Origin of the sequence: Streptomyces sp. NL15-2K (genome assembly GCF_030551255.1) — a bacterium.
In the GTDB taxonomy this organism is placed as follows: domain Bacteria; phylum Actinomycetota; class Actinomycetes; order Streptomycetales; family Streptomycetaceae; genus Streptomyces.
On the sequence record NZ_CP130630.1, the window covers coordinates 2,880,321 to 2,899,571 of the forward strand.

General features: G+C 70.3%; 13 protein-coding genes. 8 read left to right on the top strand and 5 right to left on the bottom strand.

All coding sequences use genetic code 11. The features are described from left to right. Positions 1-4 precede the first annotated feature (4 nt). Positions 5-1,504, bottom strand: a complete 1,500-nt coding sequence (gene rpsA / locus Q4V64_RS12525; protein ID WP_124443067.1) for a 30S ribosomal protein S1 — start codon at positions 1,502-1,504, stop codon at positions 5-7. Positions 1,505-1,885: 381 nt separating this feature from the next. On the opposite strand from rpsA, the gene Q4V64_RS12530 reads away from it, so the two are divergent. Together Q4V64_RS12530 and hrpB are read left to right on the top strand one after the other, a co-directional pair. Then, positions 1,886-2,716 (top strand): class I SAM-dependent methyltransferase, encoded by an 831-nt coding sequence (locus Q4V64_RS12530; RefSeq protein WP_124443066.1) that lies wholly within the window; start codon positions 1,886-1,888, stop codon positions 2,714-2,716. A gap of 4 nt (positions 2,717-2,720) precedes the next feature. Continuing rightward, complete coding sequence (gene hrpB, locus Q4V64_RS12535) at positions 2,721-5,252, top strand: ATP-dependent helicase HrpB (RefSeq protein ID WP_124443065.1); 2,532 nt, start codon at positions 2,721-2,723, stop codon at positions 5,250-5,252. On the opposite strand, the gene Q4V64_RS12540 is transcribed toward hrpB, so the two are convergent. The 3 genes from Q4V64_RS12540 to Q4V64_RS12550 all read right to left on the bottom strand — a co-directional run bounded on the left by Q4V64_RS12540 (position 5,242) and on the right by Q4V64_RS12550 (position 8,281). Further along, positions 5,242-6,234 (bottom strand): DUF3068 domain-containing protein, encoded by a 993-nt coding sequence (locus tag Q4V64_RS12540; protein WP_124443064.1) that lies wholly within the window; start codon positions 6,232-6,234, stop codon positions 5,242-5,244. The two genes, hrpB and Q4V64_RS12540, sit on opposite strands and share 11 nt — an antisense overlap. A 21-nt stretch (positions 6,235-6,255) precedes the next feature. Next, complete coding sequence (locus tag Q4V64_RS12545; protein WP_107483783.1) at positions 6,256-6,390, bottom strand: SPW_0924 family protein; 135 nt, start codon at positions 6,388-6,390, stop codon at positions 6,256-6,258. A 160-nt stretch (positions 6,391-6,550) separates the two neighbouring features. Beyond that, complete coding sequence (locus tag Q4V64_RS12550; RefSeq protein WP_124443063.1) at positions 6,551-8,281, bottom strand: lytic transglycosylase domain-containing protein; 1,731 nt, start codon at positions 8,279-8,281, stop codon at positions 6,551-6,553. A gap of 319 nt (positions 8,282-8,600) precedes the next feature. On the opposite strand from Q4V64_RS12550, the gene Q4V64_RS12555 reads away from it, so the two are divergent. Beyond that, on the top strand, positions 8,601-9,455 hold the full coding sequence (locus Q4V64_RS12555; protein ID WP_303709936.1) for a DUF4184 family protein: 855 nt from the start codon (positions 8,601-8,603) through the stop codon (positions 9,453-9,455). Positions 9,456-10,092: 637 nt separating this feature from the next. On the opposite strand, the gene polA is transcribed toward Q4V64_RS12555, so the two are convergent. Next, entirely contained in the window at positions 10,093-12,819 is a 2,727-nt protein-coding gene (gene polA / locus Q4V64_RS12560; RefSeq protein ID WP_124443062.1) for a DNA polymerase I, read from the bottom strand. 182 nt (positions 12,820-13,001) lie between these two features. On the opposite strand from polA, the gene Q4V64_RS12565 reads away from it, so the two are divergent. The 5 genes from Q4V64_RS12565 to Q4V64_RS12585 all read left to right on the top strand — a co-directional run bounded on the left by Q4V64_RS12565 (position 13,002) and on the right by Q4V64_RS12585 (position 19,247). Then, the gene (locus tag Q4V64_RS12565) at positions 13,002-15,296 is read left to right on the top strand and encodes an FdhF/YdeP family oxidoreductase (RefSeq protein WP_124443061.1); all 2,295 of its coding nucleotides are present in this window, start codon (positions 13,002-13,004) and stop codon (positions 15,294-15,296) included. 48 nt (positions 15,297-15,344) lie between these two features. Next, on the top strand, positions 15,345-15,827 hold the full coding sequence (locus Q4V64_RS12570; RefSeq protein ID WP_124443060.1) for a hotdog fold thioesterase: 483 nt from the start codon (positions 15,345-15,347) through the stop codon (positions 15,825-15,827). A gap of 170 nt (positions 15,828-15,997) precedes the next feature. Then, the gene (locus Q4V64_RS12575; protein WP_124443059.1) at positions 15,998-16,828 is read left to right on the top strand and encodes a hypothetical protein; all 831 of its coding nucleotides are present in this window, start codon (positions 15,998-16,000) and stop codon (positions 16,826-16,828) included. A 106-nt stretch (positions 16,829-16,934) separates the two neighbouring features. Then, positions 16,935-18,161, top strand: coding sequence for a branched-chain amino acid ABC transporter substrate-binding protein (locus Q4V64_RS12580; protein ID WP_124443058.1), 1,227 nt, complete (start codon positions 16,935-16,937; stop codon positions 18,159-18,161). A gap of 156 nt (positions 18,162-18,317) precedes the next feature. Beyond that, positions 18,318-19,247: a branched-chain amino acid ABC transporter permease gene (locus Q4V64_RS12585; RefSeq protein ID WP_095750104.1), complete on the top strand. Its 930-nt coding sequence runs from the start codon at positions 18,318-18,320 to the stop codon at positions 19,245-19,247. The last annotated feature ends 4 nt before the right edge of the window (positions 19,248-19,251 follow it).

A 19,251-nucleotide genomic window follows, 5' to 3' on the forward strand; every position in this document is an offset into this window, starting at 1 on the left:
GAGTTCAGCTCTGGCCGCCGGCCAGCTTCTCCCGCAGCGCGGCAAGCGCCTCGTCCGAGGCCAGCGCGCCGGAGTTGTCCGGGCCCTCGGAGGAGTACGAACCGCCACCACCGGCCGCAGCCGGAGCGGCGGCCTCGGTGCCGCCCTCGGCAGCTGCCTTCTCGTCCGCCTCGCGGGACTTGATGACCTGCTGCTGGTGCTGCTCGAAGCGGGTCTGCGCCTCGGCGTACTGGCGCTCCCACTCCTCGCGCTGCTTCTCGTAGCCCTCGAGCCAGTCGTTGGTCTCGGGGTCGAAGCCCTCGGGGTAGATGTAGTTGCCCTGGTCGTCGTACGACGCGGCCATGCCGTACAGCGTCGGGTCGAACTCGACCGAGGCCGGGTCGGCACCGAAGGACTCGTTGGCCTGCTTCAGCGAGAGGCTGATGCGACGGCGCTCGAGGTCGATGTCGATGACCTTGACGAAGATCTCGTCGTTGACCTGGACGACCTGCTCCGGGATCTCCACGTGGCGCTCGGCCAGCTCGGAGATGTGGACCAGACCCTCGATGCCCTCGTCCACGCGGACGAACGCACCGAACGGAACCAGCTTCGTGACCTTGCCGGGCACGACCTGGCCGATCTGGTGGGTGCGGGCGAACTGCTGCCACGGGTCTTCCTGGGTCGCCTTCAGCGACAGGGAGACACGCTCGCGGTCCATGTCGACGTCGAGGACCTCGACCGTGACCTCCTGGCCGACCTCGACGACCTCGGAGGGGTGGTCGATGTGCTTCCAGGACAGCTCGGACACGTGGACCAGACCGTCGACGCCACCCAGGTCCACGAAGGCACCGAAGTTGACGATCGAGGAGACGACGCCGGAACGGACCTGACCCTTCTGCAGGGTCGTGAGGAACGTCTGGCGGACCTCGGACTGGGTCTGCTCCAGCCAGGCACGGCGGGACAGGACCACGTTGTTGCGGTTCTTGTCCAGCTCGATGATCTTGGCCTCGAGCTCCTTGCCCACGTAGGGCTGGAGGTCGCGGACGCGGCGCATCTCGACCAGGGAAGCCGGGAGGAAGCCACGGAGGCCGATGTCGAGGATGAGACCACCCTTGACGACCTCGATGACGGTACCGGTGACGATCCCGTCCTCTTCCTTGATCTTCTCGATGGTGCCCCAGGCGCGCTCGTACTGGGCACGCTTCTTCGAGAGGATCAGGCGGCCTTCCTTGTCCTCCTTCTGAAGAACAAGGGCTTCGATCTCGTCACCGACGGCGACGACCTCGTTCGGGTCGACGTCGTGCTTGATCGAGAGCTCGCGGCTCGGGATAACGCCTTCGGTCTTGTAACCGATGTCGAGCAGGACCTCGTCCCGGTCGACCTTCACGATGACGCCGTCGACGATGTCGCCGTCGTTGAAGTACTTGATCGTCTCGTCGATCGCGGCGAGGAAGGCTTCCTCGTTACCGATGTCGTTGACCGCTACCTGCGGGGTGGTGGCGGTGGTCTCGGTGCTGCTCGTCATGTGGGAAAGGGCTCCGGTACGGACATTGAAGTCGTAGGTACTGCTTTACGCCGGGAGCCCGTTTCGCTCTGAAGAAGCCGGACAGCCAAGGAAGCGCCACAGAAAACCACTGGTGGCGCCTCGACAACCGAGGGGACATACAACAGATGCGAGCGCAGCCTGCTACGTCTGAGGTGCGCAGGCCCGCAGCGCAACTTGTAGCATACGGGGGCAGCCGGACAGGGTCAATGCGCGAAGCCGCACACCCAGGGCGGATCGCCGCATTCCTGGCACAAGAACTGTCCCTGGAGGCCAAACGGCCCACAGGACACCCCTCGTGTGGCACCACCGTGAGGGGTGGCGCCATAGAGGTGACGGAAGAGTACGACGAGGGAGCCGATCATCCAAGAGCCCGTATCGTCCGAATCGGCGCTGGAGCCGGAAGCCACCCGACGTGACTCCGATGTGACGGAGAGCACTCGGGCCAACCGGGGCTGGTGGGACCGCAACGCGGACGAGTACCAGGTCGAGCACGGCACGTTCCTCGGGGACGACCGTTTCGTGTGGGGCCCCGAGGGGCTCGACGAGGTGGAGGCCGAGCTCCTCGGCCCGCCCGAGGAGCTGAAGGGCAAAGCCGTCCTGGAGATCGGCGCCGGCGCGGCTCAGTGCGCGCGCTGGCTGGCCGCGCAGGGCGCCCGCCCGGTCGCCCTGGACCTCTCCCACCGCCAGCTCCAGCACGCGCTGCGCATCGGCGGCTCGTTCCCCTTGGTGTGTGCCGACGCGGGCGCCCTGCCGTTCGCGGACGAAACCTTCGACCTGGCCTGCTCGGCGTACGGGGCGCTGCCGTTCGTGGCGGATCCGGTGCTGGTGCTGCGCGAGGTGCGGCGGGTGCTGCGGCCGGGCGGGCGTTTCGTCTTCTCGGTCACCCATCCCATCCGCTGGGCCTTCCCGGACGAGCCCGGGCCGGAGGGGCTGTCGGTGTCCGCCTCGTACTTCGACCGCACGCCGTACGTCGAGCAGTACATCGAGAACGGGGTGGGCCGCGCGGTCTACGTCGAGCACCACCGGACCCTGGGTGACCGGGTGCGGGACATCGTCACGGCGGGCTTCCGGCTGGTGGACCTGGTCGAGCCGGAGTGGCCGGCCTGGAACACGGCCGAGTGGGGCGGCTGGTCGCCGCTGCGCGGGAATCTGATCCCGGGGACGGCGATCTTCGTGTGCGTACGAGACTGAGTGCGTGATCCGTTACGACGCCCTGGACGCGCTGCCCGTACGCGGTGCCCTGCCCGGTCTGAACGACGCCCTGGAGGGACACGGCACCGCCGTGCTCGTCGCGCCGCCCGGCACCGGCAAGACGACGCTGGTGCCGCTGGCGTTGGCGGGCCTGCTGGGCGGCGGCCCCGCGCGGCGTGTGGTCGTCGCCGAACCGCGGCGGATCGCGGCGCGGGCGGCGGCCCGGCGGATGGCGTGGCTGCTCGGTGAGAAGGTCGGCGAGAGCGTCGGCTACACCGTGCGCGGGGAGCGGGTCGTAGGGCGGCACGCGCGCGTGGAGGTCGTCACGACCGGCGTGCTGTTGCAGCGGGTGCAGCGCGACCAGGAGCTGGCGGGCGTGGACGTGGTGGTGCTCGACGAGTGCCACGAACGGCATCTGGACGCGGACACCGTGGCGGCCTTCCTGTGGGACGTACGGCAGACGCTGCGGCCGGAGCTGCGGCTGCTGGCCGCGTCGGCGACGACCGACGCCGAGGGGTGGGCTCGGCTGCTGGGCGGGGCGCCGGTGGTCGAGGCGGCGGGGGTCTCGTATCCGGTGGAGGTGGTGTGGGCGCCGCCGGCGCGTCCGGTACGGCCGCCGCACGGGATGCGTGTCGATCCCGCGCTGCTGACGCACGCGGCGTCGGTGGTGCGGCGGGCGCTGGCCGAGCGGGAGGGCGACGTGCTGTGCTTCCTGCCGGGTGTGGGAGAGATCGCGCGGGTCGCCGGGCAGCTCGGGGCTCTCGCGGACTTCGGGGACGTCGAGGTGCTTCAGGTGCACGGGCGGGCGCCTGCGGCGGTGCAGGACGCGGTGCTGGCTCCTGGGACGCGCCGCCGGGTGGTGCTGGCGACCTCGGTGGCCGAGTCGTCGCTGACCGTTCCCGGGGTGCGGGTCGTCGTCGACTCGGGGCTGGCGCGGGAGCCGCGGGTGGATCACGCGCGCGGGCTGAGCGCGCTGACGACGGTACGGGCCTCGCAGGCGGCGGGGCGGCAGCGGGCGGGGCGCGCCGGGCGTGAGGCGCCGGGCGCGGTGTACCGGTGCTGGGCGGAGGCGGAGGACGCCCGTCTGCCGCGTTTCCCGGCGCCGGATATCAAAGTGGCCGACCTGACCGCGTTCGCGTTGCAGACGGCGTGCTGGGGCGATCCGGAGGCCTCCGGGCTGGCGCTGCTGGATGCGCCGCCGGGTGGGGCGATGGGGGCGGCGCGGGGAGTCCTGACGGCGATCGGGGCCGTGGACTCCGCCGGTCGGGCCACCGAGCGGGGTTTGCGGCTTGCCCGGCTGGGGTTGCACCCCCGGCTGGGCCGGGCCTTGCTCGACGCGGCTCGCTCGGTCGGTGTGGAGCGGGCCGCCGAGGTGGTCGCGTTGTTGAGCGAGGAGGCGCCCCGGGAGTACGGGGATGACCTGGCCGCCGCTTTGCGTGCCGCTCGGCGTGGGGGTGACGCTTACGGGGCGCGGTGGCGTGCGGAGGTTCGGCGGCTGCGTGCCGTTTCGACGGACCTTTCCCACGCGCGTGCCCATGACGGCGACAGCGCGATCGGCGCCGGGGAGGACGCTGTCGCCGGGCTGGTCGCCGCCCTCGCGTTCCCGGAGCGTGTCGCCAAGGCCGACGGCGGGTCCTACCTCATGGTGTCCGGGACCCGCGCCGAGGCCGGTGACGGTACCGGCCTGCGCGGGGCTCCCTGGATCGCCGTCGCCGTGGCCGACCGACCCGTCGGCAAGGGGCACGCGCGTGTGCGGCTCGGGGCGGTTGTCGACGAGGGGGTCGCTCGGCTGGCCGCCGGGGCCTTCGTCGAGGAGCGGGACGAGGTCCACTGGGCCGACGGGGATGTCGTCGCGCGGCGCGTCGAGCGGCTGGGGGCCGTGGAGCTGGCGGTGCGGCCCCTTGCCGACGCGGACCCCGGTCTCGTACGGAAAGCGCTTGTCGAAGGGCTGCGGCGGGAGGGGCTCGGGCTGCTGAGGTGGTCCGCCGAGGCCGCCGTACTGAGGCAGCGGCTCGCCTTCTTGCACCTGCATATCGGGGATCCGTGGCCCGATGTCTCCGACGAGGCGCTCCACGCGCGCGTGGAGGAGTGGCTGGAGCCCGAGCTGAGCCGGGCCCGGCGGCGGGCCGATCTCGGGCGGATCGACGGGGGGCAGTGTCTGACCCGGCTGCTGCCCTGGGCTTCCGGAGACGCCACGCGCCTCGACGAGCTCGCCCCGGAGCGGATCACCGTACCGAGTGGGTCCAGAATCCGGATCGACTACGGGAATCCGGAGCAGCCCGTGCTCGCCGTGAAGGTGCAGGAGATGTTCGGGCTGCAGGAGTCGCCCCGGGTCGCGGGGGTGCCGCTGCTCGTGCATCTGCTCTCCCCCGCCGGCCGCCCGGCCGCCGTCACCGCCGACCTCGCCTCCTTCTGGAAGGACGGCTACAAGAGCGTACGGGCGGAGCTGCGCGGCCGGTATCCGAAGCATCCGTGGCCCGAGGATCCGGCGAGTGCCGAGCCGACGCGGCACACCAACGCCCGGCTCAGGCGCTGACCGGCTCCGCTTGTGTGGTCTCGGCGGGGGCCGGGTCGCCGGGGTGGCGGCTGCGGGCCTCCAGATAGAGGGAGAGGGACAGCAGCAGGAGGCCGAGGGCGAGGAAGCCCCACGGCAGGTAGGACGTCAGCAGCAGGACGAGGGTGCGGTTGGACTTGACCAGGTCCACGGTGTGCTCGATGTAGTCCTCGCGCATCTTCACGTGGCCGGCGAACGCCGTCACCTTGTCGCGGCCGCCGAGCAGGGTGCCGCCGCGCAGTTCCTCCTTGTGGATCTCCTCGCCGTAGACCGGGGCGCCGGTCAGCGGTTCGATCCAGAACTTGCGGACCGTGGAGTACCAGCGCGTCGTGCCGGTCTTCGCGACCGACTCGGGGGTGATGCCCGCCACCGGCATGGTCTCGGGGAAGGGCACCTTGGTCCAGGGGATGGTCTGCTCGAAGTAGTAGACCTCGACCCCGCGGAAGTTCTGGGTGCCCTGGTAGTGGATGGGGGCCGTGATCCGGGCCTGCGCGTCGAAGTACTCGTAGTCGCGCTTCTCCGTCAGGAACGGCCACTTGAACTCGATGCCCTGGCGTTCGACCGGGTCGCCGTCGACCATCTCGCCCGTGGCGTTGACGGGTTCCTGGGTGTGGGCGTCGAAGATGTAGCGCTCGGGGATCTTGGAGACCATCTTGCCGTCGGGTCCCTGGACGTAGGACAGGCCGTCCCAGACCACGACGTCCCGGCCCTCGGTCTTCTCGATCTTCTCGGAGGCCTCCACGTTGCCGCGGAGGGTCTGCACGATGCTGACCTTGGGGACCTTCTTGGCGCGCATCGTGCCGTAGTCGAGGAGGGTGGCGTCCTTCGCCTCCAGGACCATGTCCTGGTACTGGTGGGCCGGGATCTTGGCCAGGCGCGGGAAGGCGTACCAGCGCAGGAGTGGGGACAGTGCCGCGAAGAACACGGCGAGGGCGAGCAGGATCAGACTGGCCTTGCGGCGCATCTCGGCCTCCCTCCCGGGTGGTTACGGGTGTGCGGGCACCGTCGTCAGCAGCGGCTTCGGGGACGTCTCACCCGAGGGTGTGCCGAGGGCGGTGAGCGTGAGGACCAGGGCGAGCGCGACGGCGAGACCGGTCGCGGCGGCGATCAGGGCGCGCATATGGGCCTCCCGGGACAGGAACTGATACCTCGTCAGGTTCGGCACCGTAGCAACGGCCGGGTGAGATGAGAACACGTTGTACGCACAACGGCGGCGCCCCTCGATGAAGGGGCGCCGCCGTCGTCGTCGTACGAAGGACTGCGAAGGACTGCGAAGGGAGCTAGGCGCTGGGGCTGGCCGACGGGCTCGGTGACGACGTCTCGGCCGCTTCCACGGTCAGCGGGACCGTGAGCGTCGCCCCGCCCGCCGCCTCGATGCGGAGCAGGAACGTGCCGGTGGTGTCGTCCGAGTACAGCTTCGGCAGCTTCAACAGGCCGTTCTCGTCCGTCTCCAGGCCCTTCAGGGTGCGGATGGGGTTGCCGTCCGCGTCCTTGAAGTAGGGGCCCTTGTCGTTCTCGGACGGGTCGAGCAGAGACTTGATGAGCGTGGCGGTGACCGCCACCTGGTCCGCGGCCTCGCCCTGGTACGTCGCCTTCACCTCGACCTGCTCGGCGAACTCGCCGCCGGCCTTGCAGGTCAGCGCGGCGGCACTGGTGCGGATGAGGGCGCCGGCCACACGTTCGGTGACGGTGGCCTTGTAGTCCAGACCGCTGACCGTGCGGCCGACGACCGTGGCGCGGACGGTGAAGCCACCCGTCTTCTCGCCCGCCTTCAGCGCGGGCGCGACGGCCACGCCGGTGCTGTTGGTGACGACCCTGGCGACCTTCTCGCCGCTGGTGAACGTGGCGTCGGTGTCACCGATGATCGTGAACCGGATGCTGACCTTGGCGACGGCCGCGCCGGCCTTGGTCTCGGCACGGGTGCTGATCTTCTTGGTGAACGTGTCGCCCGCCATCGCGGTGAGCTGGGCGGTGCCGGCGTCCTCCAGGTGGTCCACCGTGTCGGTGGGCGTCTGGGGAGGGCTCGGGGACGTGCTCGGCGGCTTCGGCGTGCTGGGCGGAGAGGACGTGGGCGGCTTCGGGCTCGGGGGGCTGCCACCGGGCTTGTCGGGCGTGGCGTCCGGCCTGTTCGAGGCCGGGGGCGACGGCTTGGGGTTCGCCGAGTTGCCGGTGTTGCTGCGATTGTCCTCGTCGGGCAGGGTGCCGGTGCCGTCCGGGATCTCGCGGATGCCCTTGCGGTAGTACTCCAGCCACGACAGGACCGTGTTCAGGTAGTCCTGCGAGTTGTTGTAGCTGAGGATCGCCCTGTTGAGGTCGGACTGCGTGGACAGGTCCCAGCCGTTGCGGCACAGGTAGTGGCCGGCCGAGAGCGCGGCGTCGTAGATGTTGTTGGGGTCCTCGGTGCCGTCGCCGTTGCCGTCGCGGCCCGCCCACGCCCAGGTGGACGGGATGAACTGCATGGGGCCGACGGCCTGGTCGTACGTGCTGTTGCCGTCGTACGCGCCGTCGTCGGTGTCCTTGATGAGCGCGAAACCGTTGCCGTCGAGCTGCGGGCCGAGGATCGGGGAGGTCGTGGTGCCGTCCGCGTTGACGCGGCCGCCGCGGGCCTGGCCCGACTCGACCTTGCCGATGGCTGCGAGGAGTTGCCACGGCAGATTGCAGCCGGGCTTGGAGGCCCGCAGTTCGGCCGCGGCCTTCTTGTAGGCGTCGAGGACGGTCGCGGGGATGCCCGCCTCCCCCTCGCCCGGGGAGACGGGGGTGCCGTCGGCGCTCGGCGAGGGGCTCGGGGTGTTCAGCGGCGGCAGGTCCGTGTAGTACGGCGAGTTGCCGGTCGCGCCGCCGTCCTCGGCGGTCGCGTCGGGTGCGGTCTCGGCGCCGGTGGTGGCCGGTCTGCTCTGGTCGCCGGCCGTCACCCCCGGAGCCTGGGAGGCGGACAGGGCCGCGACCGCGGCCGCGGCCACGGCGGTGGTCGCCGCTCCCTTGCGCAGCCTCCTACCGAATTGCGCCGCCATAGATGGAACCCCTCCCGTGGACGCCCGAGCGCCCGTCTCTGTCTGTGTTCGACGTCTGTGCTCGACCTGTTGTGACGATCGAACCGCACCGGGGGTTGCCCCCCGTGCCGCGCTTCGGCCCCTATCGCTTCGACGACCGCGCTTTCGAGCGCGGTGACCCAGGCGACCCTACGACAACTTCCTTTGCTCGGGCACCCGTTCGTGCCCGATTTTCACCGATTGGCCATGTCGGATCGCGACCGGGTCGCATCGCTCATACTGATCGGAATGGAAGAGCCCGGGTCGACCGCCGGCCCAACACCCGTCGCGAGGAGCTTCGTTGCCGTTCACCCTCAGCCATGCGGCGGCCGTCCTGCCCGCCGTGCGCACCGACGGAACCGGACGGGGGCGGCTGGTGCCGGCCGTTCTCGTGGCGGGTTCCTTTGCTCCCGACATGACCTATTACGCGGCGAGTGTGCTGTCCGGGGCCATGGAGTTCGGTGAGTTCACCCACTCCTTCCCGGGCGTTCTCACCGTCGATGTGCTGGTCGCCTGGGCGCTGGTGGGATTGTGGCTGCTGGTCCGTGAGCCGCTGGTGGCGCTGCTGCCGCGGGCGTGGCAGGGCCGGGTGGCGGCGCTGCTGCGCTGCGGGGCGCCACGCGCGCGCGTGCGGCCTGTTTCGGTCGCGTGGTGGTACGTCTCCGCCGCACTCGGCGCGCTGACCCACGTCGTGTGGGACGCGTTCACGCACCTCGACCGGTGGGGGATGCGGGTGTTTCCCGTGCTGGGCCGGGAGGTGGCCGGCTCTCCCCTGTACTGGTACCTGCAGTACGGCGGTTCGGCGGTGGCCGCGGTCGTGATCGCCGTGTTCGTGGCACACGCGCTGCGGCGGGCGCCCGCGGCCGAGCCGGTGGGGGTTCCGGTGTTGTCCGTACGGGACCGGTGGTGGGCCGGGGCCGTGATCGGCGGCTGTGCGGTTGTCGCGGCGGCGCAGCGGGCGACGCGGTGGTGGGAGTACTGGGGGTCCACCGCGGAGCCCTGGGAACTGATCCCGACGCTCTGCTTCGGGGCGGGCGCGGGACTGGTCCTGGGGGTGGTGCTGTACGCCGCGCGCGTCAGAGTGTGGCGTCCGGCCCCGATCCCCGACGGCTCGAGCGCGGACGGAGAGCGGCAGAGCCGCCCCGCCGCCCGCTGAACGCTGCGCTCGCTCGGCGCAGGACTGCCGACAGGTCGGCCGGAATGCGGGCCGTGCCGGACGCGGCGGCTCGGCGCAGGACTGCCGCCAAGTTGGTGGGGACGCGGGCGGTGCTTGCGTCGGCTGCGAAGGCCGGGGCCTGGCGGGGCGGGGTGGACGTGGCCGATGCGGCGTGCGCCTGTGCCTGCGTCCGTGTGTGGGCTCTCCGGCGGCGGAGCATGCGTATACCCATGCCCGCATCCTGACGGGCGGGGGCGAAAGGGGGCGTCTTCGCGAGGGCCACGTGGGTGACGGGTCCATCCGGGGGCGGGCCGGGTTGTGCGGGGTGGGTGAGCGTGCGGGTGGGTGTGCAGTGGGGGTTCCGGTCACTTCGGCACCACCGCAGTGCGCCATGGGGGTTGCTCGCCATTGCGGCGGAGATTCTGTGCCGACCGCCCTTCACACCCCTCACACCGGCCGAACCCCAAGACGACCGGCCACCATAACCGCCTCCGCCGAAACCGCCTCCGCCGAAACCCTGAGCCGACCGGCCCCATGCCAGCCGGCCTCTGCGCCAACCAGATCACCGTCATCGCCGTGGAGGGCCCGCTGCTCATCCGCACGCTGTGAACGGACCCTCCCGCTGAACCGCCGGAGGCTAGTGCGCTGCCGACTCCCAGTCAGGGCCGGCGCCCACCGAGACGCCGAGGGGGACGCGGAGGTGGACCGCGTCCGCCATTTCGCGGCGGACCAGTTCCTCCGCGGTCGCGCGCTCGCCCGGAGCGATCTCCAGGACGATTTCGTCGTGGACCTGGAGGAGCATGCGGGACTTCAGGTCCGCCTCCCGCAGCGCCCGGTCCACGTTCAGCATCGCGATCTTGACGATGTCCGCGGCCGTGCCCTGGATAGGCGCGTTCAGGGCCATGCGCTCGGCCGCCTCACGGCGCTGACGATTGTCGCTGTTGAGGTCGGGCAGGTAGCGGCGGCGCCCGAAGAGCGTCGCCGTGTAGCCCGTGGACCGCGCCTCGTCGACGGCCCGGCGCAGATAGTCCCGTACGCCGCCGAAACGCTCGAAGTACGCGTCCATCAGGGCGCGGGCCTCCGCCGCCTCGATGTTCAGCTGCTGGGAGAGGCCGAAGGCCGACAGACCGTACGCCAGGCCGTACGACATCGCCTTGATCTTGCGCCGCATCTCCGCGTCCACCCCGGCGGGCTCGACCGAGAACACCTGCGCGGCGGCGGTCGTGTGCAGGTCCTCGCCCGAGGTGAACGCCTCGATCAGGCCCGCGTCCTCGGACAGGTGGGCCATCACGCGCAGTTCGATCTGGCTGTAGTCCGCCGTCATCAGGGACTCGAAGCCCTCGCCGACCACGAAGCCGCGGCGGATCGCCCGGCCCTCGTCCGTGCGGACCGGGATGTTCTGCAGATTCGGGTCCGTGGACGACAGACGGCCGGTCGCGGCGACCGTCTGGTTGAACGTGGTGTGGATACGGCCGTCCGCCGCGACCGTCTTGATCAGGCCCTCGACGGTGACGCGCAGCTTCGCCTGCTCCCGGTGCCGGAGCATGATCACCGGCAGTTCGTTGTCCGTCTGGGTGGCCAGCCAGGCAAGGGCGTCGGCGTCCGTGGTGTAGCCGGTCTTGGTGCGCTTCGTCTTGGGCAGGGCCAGCTCGCCGAAGAGGACCTCCTGGAGCTGCTTGGGCGAGCCCAGGTTGAACTCGTGTCCGGCCGCCGCGTGCGCCTCCTTCACGGCCTGCTGCACGGCGCCCGCGAACATCTGCTCCATGGCCTCCAGGTGGGCCCGGTCGGCCGCGATGCCATGCCGCTCCATCCGGGCCAGGAGGGCCGAGGTGGGCAGCTCCACGTCCCGCAGCAGGTCCGCCGCGCCGACCTCCTGAAGGCGGCCCTCGAAGGCCTCGCCCAGGTCGAGGACCGCGCGGGCCTGGATCATCAGGGCCTCGGCCTCGGCGCCGTCGTCCGTACCGAAGGCCAGCTGGCCGTCGGCCGCCGCGGCGGGGGCCAGCTCGCGGTGCAGGTACTCCAGGGACAACGCGTCCAGGTCGAAGGAGCGGCGGCCCGGCTTGACCAGGTAGGCGGCCAGTGCCGTGTCCATGGAGACGCCGGCCACGCTCCAGCCGTGCTCGGCGAAGACGCGCATCGCGCCCTTGGCGTTGTGGAAGACCTTGGGACGGCCCGCATCCGCCAGCCAGGCCGCGAACGCCTTCTCGTCCGTCTCGTCCAGCTGGGACGGGTCGAACCAGGCGGCCGCTCCCCCGGGCGCGGCCAGCGCGACCTCCGCGACCGAGCCCGTGCCGAGCGCCCAGGCGTCGACCGTGGCGACGCCGAGGGTCCCGGTGGCGTGCTCGGTGAGCCACGGGGCCAGCTCGCCCGTGCCGAGCACCTTGCCGTCCAGTTGGACGCCGTCCGTCGTGATCGGCGTCGCCTCGGCCTCCTCGGCGCCGGGGTCGACGGCGAAGAGCCGCTCGCGCAGCGAGGGGTTGCGGATCTCCAGGGTGTCCAGGATCATCGCGACGGACTTGCGGTCGTACGCCGCCCGCTCCAGGTCGACCACCGTCTTGGGCAGCTCCACCCGCCGCTCCAGCTCGGTGAGCCGGCGGTTGAGCTTGACCGCCTCCAGGTGCTCGCGGAGGTTCTGCCCGGCCTTGCCCTTGACCTCGTCGACGCGCTCGACCAGCTCCGCGAAGGACCCGAACTGGTTGATCCACTTCGCGGCCGTCTTCTCGCCGACGCCCGGGATGCCCGGCAGATTGTCCGACGGGTCGCCGCGCAAGGCCGCGAAGTCGGGATACTGCGACGGCGTCAGCCCGTACTTCTCGAACACCTTCTCCGGGGTGAACCGGGTCAGCTCCGAGACGCCCTTCGTCGGATACAGCACCGTCGTGTGCTCACTGACCAACTGGAACGAGTCGCGGTCGCCGGTGACGATCAGCACCTCGAAACCCTCGGCCTCGGCCTGCGTGGCGAGCGTGGCGATGACGTCGTCCGCCTCGAACCCGTCGACCGCGAAGCGCTGGGCGTGCATCGCGTCGAGCAGCTCCCCGATCAGCTCGACCTGGCCCTTGAACTCGTCCGGGGTCTTGGAGCGGTTCGCCTTGTACTCCGTGAACTCCTCGGAGCGCCAGGTCTTGCGGGAGACGTCGAAGGCCACCGCGAAGTGTGTGGGCGCCTCGTCGCGCAGGGTGTTGGCCAGCATCGACGCGAAGCCGTAGATCGCGTTCGTCGGCTGGCCCGTCGCGGTCGTGAAGTTCTCCGCGGGCAGCGCGAAGAACGCGCGGTAGGCCAGCGAGTGCCCGTCCATGAGCATCAGGCGGGGCCGGTCGGCGCCGGAGGTGGTCTCGGTCTTCTTCGATGCTGTTTCTGCCACGCCCCCGATCCTGCCACGAGCCACTGACAGTCGGCCCCGCCCTCCACCGACGGCCACATGCGAGGAGCGCCCACCGCATGCCGTGCTTCCCGTCCCGCACAAGCCCGCGCTCTCTCGTTGTCGGTGCCACGTGCGAGGATCAGAGATGTAGGGCACACAGGCCAGCGAAGGAGAACGCCGCGATGGCAACGAAGCCGCCCAAGGCAGATCCCGTTCAGGACGCGCCGCAGGTTGCCGAGCCGAAGCACGCGGCGGCCGGGATCCCCGCCATCGGCCACAGCCTGCGCATGGCGCAGCAGCAGATGGGCTTCAAGCGCACCGCGCTGACCCTCCTGCGCGTCAATCAGAAGGACGGCTTCGACTGCCCGGGCTGCGCCTGGCCGGAGCCGGACCACCGGCACGCGGCGGAGTTCTGTGAGAACGGCGCGAAGGCGGTCGCCGAGGAAGCCACCCTGCGCCGCGTCACCCCGGAGTTCTTCGCCGCGCACTCCGTCGCCGACCTCGCCGGCCGCAGCGGCTACTGGCTCGGCCAGCAGGGCCGCCTCACCCACCCCGTGTACCTCCCCGAAGGCGGAGCGCACTACGAGCCGGTGACCTGGGAGCGCGCCTTCGACATCATCGCCGAGGAGATCACCGCCCTCTCCTCCCCCGACGAGGCCGTCTTCTACACCTCCGGGCGCACCAGCAACGAGGCCGCCTTCCTCTACCAGCTCTTCGCACGCGAGCTCGGCACGAACAACCTGCCCGACTGCTCCAACATGTGCCACGAGTCCTCCGGCTCGGCCCTGTCCGAGACGATCGGCATCGGCAAGGGCAGCGTCCTGCTCGAAGACCTCTACAAGGCCGACCTGATCATCGTCGCCGGGCAGAACCCCGGCACCAACCACCCGCGCATGCTCTCCGCCCTGGAGAAGGCCAAAGCCAACGGCGCGAAGATCATCAGCGTCAACCCGCTGCCCGAGGCCGGCCTGGAGCGCTTCAAGAACCCGCAGACCCCCAAGGGCCTCACCGCCGGAGCCGCCCTCACCGACCTGTTCCTGCAGATCCGCATCGGCGGCGACCAAGCCCTCTTCCGCCTCCTCAACAAGCTGATCCTTCAGACCCAGGGCGCGGTCGACGAGGAGTTCGTCCGCGAACACACCCACGGCTACGAGGAATTCGCCCAGACCGCCCGCGCCGCCGACTGGGACGAGACGCTCACCGCGACCGGCCTGTCCCAGAAGGAGATCGAGGAAGCCCTGCGCATGATCCTCGCCTCCCAGCGGACCATCGTCTGCTGGGCGATGGGCCTCACCCAGCACAAGCACTCCGTGCCGACCATCCGCGAGGTCGTCAACTTCCTCCTCCTACGCGGCAACATCGGCCGCCCCGGCGCCGGCGTGTGCCCGGTGCGCGGCCACTCGAACGTGCAGGGCGACCGCACGATGGGCATCTTCGAGCGCCCCGCGCCCGCCTTCCTGGACGCCCTGGAGAAGGAGTTCGGCTTCGCACCACCACGCGAGCACGGCTACGACGTCGTCCGCGCCATCCGCGCCCTGCGCGACGGCGAGGCCAAGGTCTTCTTCGCCATGGGCGGCAACTTCGTCTCCGCCAGCCCCGACACCGACGTCACCGAGGCCGCCATGCGCCGCGCCCGGCTGACCGTGCACGTGTCGACCAAGCTCAACCGCTCGCACGCCGTCACGGGCGCACGCGCCCTGATCCTGCCGACCCTGGGCCGCACCGAGCGCGACCTCCAGGTCGGCCCGAATGGGAAAAGCACAGAGCAGTTCGTCACCGTCGAGGACTCCATGGGCATGGTGCACGCCTCCCGCGGCCGCCTGGAGCCCGCGAGCGCGCACCTGCTGTCCGAACCGGCGATCGTGTGCCGCCTGGCCCGCCGGGTGCTCGGCGCGGACAGCAGGGTGCCGTGGGAGGAGTTCGAGAAGGACTACGCCACGATCCGCGACCGCATCGCGCGCGTGATCCCCGGCTTCGAGGACTTCAACGCGCGCGTGGCACACCCCGGCGGCTTCGTCCTGCCGCACGGCCCGCGCGACGAGCGCCGCTTCCCGACGGCCACCGGCAAGGCCAACTTCACCGCCGCGCCCGTGGAGTACCCCAAGCTGCCCGAGGGCCGGCTGCTGCTGCAGACACTGCGCTCGCACGACCAGTACAACACCACGATCTACGGCCTGGACGACCGCTACCGCGGCATCAAGAACGGCCGCAGGGTCGTCCTGGTCAACCCCGAGGACGCGCGCACACTCGGCGTCGCGGACGGCTCCTACGTCGACCTGGTCAGCGAGTGGAAGGACGGGGTCGAGCGCCGGGCGCCCGGCTTCCGCGTCGTGCACTACCCGACGGCACGGGGCTGCGCGGCGGCCTACTACCCGGAGACCAACGTCCTCGTCCCCCTCGACGCCACCGCCGACACCAGCAACACCCCGGCCAGCAAGTCCGTCGTCGTACGTCTGGAACAATCGGCGACCGACTGAGCGTTTGCTCAGTCGAGCCACCGATCACGACGAACGGAGTCGGGCCCCATGGGCGAGCAGCAGCACGTGACGTTCCCGCAAGAGGTCATCGACGAGTACGCGGCACTCGGCGTGGACCTGCCGGCGCTGTTCTCCGCGGGGCACCTCGGGACGCGGATGGGCGTACAGATAGTGCAGGCGTCGGCAGAGCGGGTCGTCGGCACGATGCCGGTCGAGGGGAACACACAGCCGTACGGGCTGCTGCACGGGGGCGCGTCCGCTGTGCTGGCCGAGACGCTCGGGTCGGTGGGATCGATGCTGCATGCCGGCAGCTCCAAGATCGCGGTGGGCGTCGATCTGAACTGCACGCACCATCGGGGGGTGCGGTCGGGGCTGGTGACCGGGGTGGCCACGCCGTTGCACCTGGGGCGGTCGACGGCGACGTACGAGGTCGTGATCAGTGATGAGGAGGGGCGGCGGGTGTGCAGCGCACGACTGACCTGCCTGTTGCGGGATGTGCGGCCGGGGGACGGGCAACACATCACCGGCTGACAGTGCGGGACGCCTGGGCGCCTTGGGGGTGGGTCGCGCAACCCGGCGCTGACGGGGTGCCGCCTGCGCCCACCTGTGCCGCCCATGGGGGTCCCAGAGGCTCTTGAGCACTGGGGGGAGGCACGACTGTCCGCGAGTTGGCAGCATACTCTCCTCATGAGGCCGCCCCCATGACCGGCACCGGCCCCGTCGAACCCGTCAACTCGTCCGAGACGGACGACAGTTACGACATCATCGGCGTCGACGCCCCGCGCCTCGCCGACCGCCTCACCGCCTGGTTCACCGGACGCCTCGCAAACCAGTGGACCGGCCCGCCACCCCGCGCCCGCAAAGCCGCCCTCACAGCCGGCGTCGTAGCCACAGCGGTCTGCGTCCTGCTGCTCGCGCCGACCGGCACATCCGACCGCGCCGACCCGCCCCCGCGCCCCACCCCCTGGCCCGCCAACGTCACCGCCTGGCGCTACCTGGGACCCACCGAACCCCTCACCGCCCCCACGACAGACACGAAAAGCGGGCATTTCCGATTCGCCGTCACCATCACCGGCGGCCCGCCCGTCACCCTCACAGTCACCGGCACGGCCTTCCCCGGACTCGACGCCCACGCCACACCCGAACCGGATTTCACCGTGAACGCCGGGACAACGCGCCGCATCACAGTGGAGATATCCGTATCCGACTGTACGGACCTGCCCCTGAACGCCGACCTCCCCTTCCTCGACGTAACGCTCCGTAACACGCGTGCAATACAACGCCACAGTTTCACCTTCGGCGGCGCATTCTCCCAGGACTTTTCCGAACTTCTCCACGGCGCCTGCGAGCCCACCACCGCGCGACCGGCCCCACGGCCAAGCGGAAGTGCGAGTTCTCAGAATGCGGACCGAGGGGAAAATCCGCCAAACCGGCCGAGAGCCCCCTCCGCCGATGCCCGTCCTCCATCACGTCATAACAAGAAAGTCACAAGGGAGCGCCCGACGATGCCCCTGCGCACAAACCGGGCTTAGAGTCACGGCCAGTCACCGCTCCATCGGGAGTTCGGTACCAGCGCGGCACCCGCCGCCCCCACAGGGATGGCAGTGACTGCGGAAAGGACTGATTGTGCGACGTTCCATGGTGATACTTACCTCCGTCCTCGCGACTGGAGCTCTGACGCTCACCGCTTGCGGCTCCCGTGACGACAGCGGCGACAGTGGCGACAACGGAGACAGCACCACCCTGACGATCGGCGTGGACGCCCCGCTCTCCGGCGAGAACTCCACCACCGGCCTCGGCATCCAGTACGGCGCCCAGATCGCCGTCGACGACGCCAACAAGAACAAGCTCGTCCCCGGCGTGACGTTCAAGCTCAAGGCCCTGGACGACAAGGCCCAGCCCGCCACCGGCCAGTCGAACGCCACCAGCATCACCGGCGACAAGACCGCCGTCGGCGCCGTCGGCCCCCTCAACTCCGGCGTCGCCCAGACCATGCAGCAGGTCTTCGCCTCGGCCAACATGGTCCAGATCTCCCCCGCGAACACCGCCCCCGAGCTGACCCAGGGCAAGAACTGGCAGACCGACAAGAAGCGGCCGTTCAAGACCTACTTCCGCACCGCCACCACCGACGAACTGCAGGGCAGCTTCGCCGCCCAGTACGCCTTCAACAAGCTCAAGAAGAAGAAGGCCTTCGTCGTCGACGACAAGCAGACCTACGGCGCCGGCCTCGCGAAGATCTTCAACGAGCAGTTCAAGAAGCTCGGCGGCCAGGTCGTCCAGACCGACCACGTCAACACCGGCACCAAGGACTTCGGCTCCCTCGTCACCAAGATCAAGAACTCCGGCGCCGACCTGCTCTACTACGGCGGCCAGTACGACGAGTCCTCGCTGATCACCAAGCAGCTCAAGGACGCCGGCGTCAAGATCCCGCTGTTCGGCGGCGACGGCATGTTCGCCTCCACCTACATCGAAGCCGCCGGCGCCTCCTCCGAAGGCGACCTCGTCACCGCGATCGGCGTCCCCGCGGACACCCTGCCCGCCGCCAAGACGTTCATCGAGACCTACAAGGCCAAGGGCTACAAGGGCGACTACGGCGCCTACGGCGCCTACGCCTACGACGCCACCACCGCCATCATCAAGGCCGTGAAGGCCGCCGCGGACGCCAACGGCGGCAAGGTGCCCACCGACATCAACGCCCTGCGCTCCACGGTCGTCGACGAGGTCCAGAAGTCCGACTTCGAAGGCCTCACCGGCAAGGTCTCCTTCGACCAGTACGGCGACACCACGAACAAGCAGCTCACGGTTTACCAGGTCGAAAAGGGCGCCTGGAAGGCTGTCGAGACCGGCACCGCCGACCTCGGCTGACCCAGGCCCCGTCACACTTCACCACGGGCCGCGCGGAAGGGGACCCCGACCGCGCGGCCCGTTCCCACATCCAGACCCCTGCACACGATCAGTGCGCACCACCAGACCCTGCACGCGACCAGTGCACACGACCACCAGCGACATGGAGGCCACGCGGTGAACACCCTGCCGCAGCAGCTGGCCAACGGGCTGCTCCTCGGCTCGATGTACGGGCTGATCGCCATCGGCTACACGATGGTGTACGGCATCGTCCAGCTCATCAACTTCGCGCACGGCGAGATCTTCATGACCGGGGCCTTCGGCGCCCTCACGGTCTACTTCTACATCCTCCCCGACGGCACCGCGATGGCCATCGCCGTCCCCCTGATGCTGATAGGCGGCGGCATCGTCGCCATCCTCATCGCCGTCGGAGCGGAACGGTTCGCCTACCGCCCCCTGCGCGGAGCACCACGACTGGCACCGCTCATCACCGCGATCGGCCTCTCCCTGGCCCTCCAGGAAGTCGTCCGCAACTTCTACCCCGGCGCCGACCGCGCCCGCGCCTTCCCCGGCCTCGACAACACCCACGACATCGGCTCCATCACCATCAAGGACGCCGACATCTTCCTCGTCGTCGCCGCCATCGTGTGCATGTCCGCCCTCGCCTTCTTCGTCCGCAAGAGCCGCACCGGCCGCGCCATGCAGGCCACCGCCCAGGACCCGGACACCGCCCAGCTCATGGGCATCGACACCAACCGCATCATCGTCATCGCCTTCGCCATCGGCGGCTTCTTCGCCGCCGTAGCAGCAGTGGCGTACGGCCTGAAGTACGGCAACGTCGACTACCGCATGGGCTTCCTCATGGGCCTCAAGGCCTTCACCGCCGCCGTCCTCGGCGGCATCGGCAACATCTACGGCGCCATGCTCGGCGGCCTCGTCCTCGGCGTCGCCGAAACCCTCGCCTCCGCCTACATCGACGGCGTCCCCGGCATGCAGCAGCTCGGCGGCCAAGCCTGGGCCGACGTCTGGGCCTTCGCCCTCCTCATCCTCGTCCTCCTCCTCAGACCACAAGGCCTGCTCGGCGAACGCGTCGCGGACAGGGCGTGATCAC

What these genes read in the sequence shown, in the direction of transcription:
- Q4V64_RS12570 (WP_124443060.1), top strand. Translation starts at nt 15,345, where the DNA reads ATGGGCGAGCAGCAGCACGTGACGTTCCCGCAAGAGGTCATCGACGAG.
- Q4V64_RS12545 (WP_107483783.1), bottom strand. Translation starts at nt 6,390, where the DNA reads ATGCGCGCCCTGATCGCCGCCGCGACCGGTCTCGCCGTCGCGCTCGCC.
- Q4V64_RS12565 (WP_124443061.1), top strand. Translation starts at nt 13,002, where the DNA reads ATGGCAACGAAGCCGCCCAAGGCAGATCCCGTTCAGGACGCGCCGCAG.
- Q4V64_RS12550 (WP_124443063.1), bottom strand. Translation starts at nt 8,281, where the DNA reads ATGGCGGCGCAATTCGGTAGGAGGCTGCGCAAGGGAGCGGCGACCACC.
- Q4V64_RS12575 (WP_124443059.1), top strand. Translation starts at nt 15,998, where the DNA reads ATGACCGGCACCGGCCCCGTCGAACCCGTCAACTCGTCCGAGACGGAC.
- Q4V64_RS12580 (WP_124443058.1), top strand. Translation starts at nt 16,935, where the DNA reads ATGGTGATACTTACCTCCGTCCTCGCGACTGGAGCTCTGACGCTCACC.
- Q4V64_RS12540 (WP_124443064.1), bottom strand. Translation starts at nt 6,234, where the DNA reads ATGCGCCGCAAGGCCAGTCTGATCCTGCTCGCCCTCGCCGTGTTCTTC.
- rpsA (WP_124443067.1), bottom strand. Translation starts at nt 1,504, where the DNA reads ATGACGAGCAGCACCGAGACCACCGCCACCACCCCGCAGGTAGCGGTC.